A 1,995-nucleotide genomic window follows, 5' to 3' on the forward strand; every position below is an offset into this window, starting at 1 on the left:
TATCCGCCATCTATATCACAAAAAGAATAAGTCTATAGCCTGTTTTGATTGGCTATAAACTTATTATACGAGGTGTTTTGATATGTTTTATCTGATGAATAAGGATGTCATTGCTGCCACTTTTGACAAAAAGGACGGCAAGTGGGGCTTATTGCACCAAAATACCGAACTTCCTCTTGGAAAATTCCAACTGAATCATTGGCTGGAAGACAGAAAGGCTTATAAGCATAACCATCACCTGAAGCAGCTTATGATAGATTGCGGATGCGAAACTGCAGAGGGGTTCATCAAAATCACCCATGCCGCGTCTATCAACGATTCCTTTTGGATGAAAGCAGAAAACGAAGAAGTCTCATGGAACGACATTTCTTTTTATAGAAATGATTTCAACGAGACCATTTCCAAGCTGGCATTTGAGGGGCTTGGATTATATGGGCTGCAAATGAGCAGTACCTCACCAGAGCTGACGACCGACGGTTCTTTCCGCAAATGCTGGAAAAAGGAAAACGGAGAGATCCATCTCTACAAAAGAGGGATTTCGGGACCACATAATGCCGGATTGGAGCCTTATTGCGAGGCGCTGGCCTCTGAGATAATCCATAAAGCTGATCCGACAAGCGTCCAATATTCTGTCCTGAAGCTGCACGGGGAAATAGCGACAAAATGCAAAGCTTTCACAAATGAGAAGATTGGCCTTGTCCCGCTGAGAAAACTGGTAGATCCTGGCATTACTTTGGATGAGCTCCTGAATTTTTTCGATAGTCTCGACTGCAGAGAACAGTTCCAGAGGATGCTTGTCTTAGACGCAGTGACATTTAATGTGGACAGACATCTCGGAAACATTGGTTTGCTTGTAGTCAATGATACCCAAAAGCCCCTTAGGATTGCCCCTAACTTCGATTTTAATCTGTCCATGCTCCCCTATGTGACAAAGGAAGAGTTTGAACAGATAGGGACTAAGCTCCTGGATTATGGGCCGGCAATCGGAAACGACTTCACAAGAATCGGACAGGAAATGCTGACATCAGAAATCAGAAGAGAATTGATCGATCTGCAGGGATTTCAATTCACTTTCAGGGGCAACAGGGACTTTGAGCCATCAAGAGTGCGGATTCTGGAAACGATGGTAGACAAACAGATTCAGGCAATATTGAAAGGCGATACCCTCTATACCAAAGATGTGTTCGTGCCCGCAAAAATCGCACAGGAGCCTCCGACGTTTGACAATAAGGATGAGTTAAAAACCGCCTCTGCCCTGGCTGCCAAGTTGAGGGAAACGAATTTCTTTTCCTCTGTCATGGAAGAAATCCAGGAGGATAACCATGTGTGTGTCATCGCAAGACTGCGAAAGATAGGAAAAAATGTTGAAAAATAGGGGATTTGAGGGAATGAGGGAGATTTTTCACCTTGAAACTACCTTTTTCGGTTTTTGTGGTGGAAAGTCAGGGAAAATCAGTGTGGGAGATGGGGAAAATCATTGTCTGCGGATGATGATTTTTCTATTGATGTGATTCTGATATTTATAGACAGGACGTTGAATTTGGCATTGTGGGGAGGAGTAATCAAATAAAAAAATTACGCAAGGGGGATATACATAATGTCTGGAAATGGTAGTGTATACAATTCCGTATATCGAACGTATATTACGAGAGGGGATGCCTTTGGTTATCGAGAAGGTAATGAGAGTAGTTACCAAAGAGACAGGGAGTTTGATTTGTTAAATGAGGATTCGCATAATTCGTATGAGTGGTTTGAAGTGGAACCGGAACCGTTAACGGATGAAGAGATAGAAAAGCACTTTGAAGAGGAACATAAGAAAAAGCAAAATGTCAGGAGAGACAGAAAAGGACGTTTGGAGAAAGGCTCAATGATTGCGAAAAAAAGGAGCTGTGATGAGGAAGAAATTTTGGCACTTTATAAAGGAGCTTCCTGTATAATACAAACATAGGGAATTCCAAGAAAGGTGGTTGATAAAAAGATACCTCAGAGTAAAAT

At 42.3% G+C, this 1,995-nt stretch carries 2 protein-coding genes; both read left to right on the forward strand.

What is annotated here, in order from left to right; translation table 11 throughout:
- The first annotated feature begins 82 nt into the window (after nt 1–82).
- Complete coding sequence (locus tag NFS35_RS28730; protein WP_251210368.1) at nt 83–1,375, forward strand: HipA domain-containing protein; 1,293 nt, start codon at nt 83–85, stop codon at nt 1,373–1,375.
- Between the two features lie 222 nt (nt 1,376–1,597).
- Nucleotides 1,598–1,948 (forward strand): hypothetical protein, encoded by a 351-nt coding sequence (locus tag NFS35_RS28735; RefSeq protein WP_251210369.1) that lies wholly within the window; start codon nt 1,598–1,600, stop codon nt 1,946–1,948.
- The last annotated feature ends 47 nt before the right edge of the window (nt 1,949–1,995 follow it).

Source organism: Acetatifactor aquisgranensis (genome assembly GCF_943193215.1).
GTDB classification, from domain to species: domain Bacteria; phylum Bacillota; class Clostridia; order Lachnospirales; family Lachnospiraceae; genus Acetatifactor; species Acetatifactor aquisgranensis.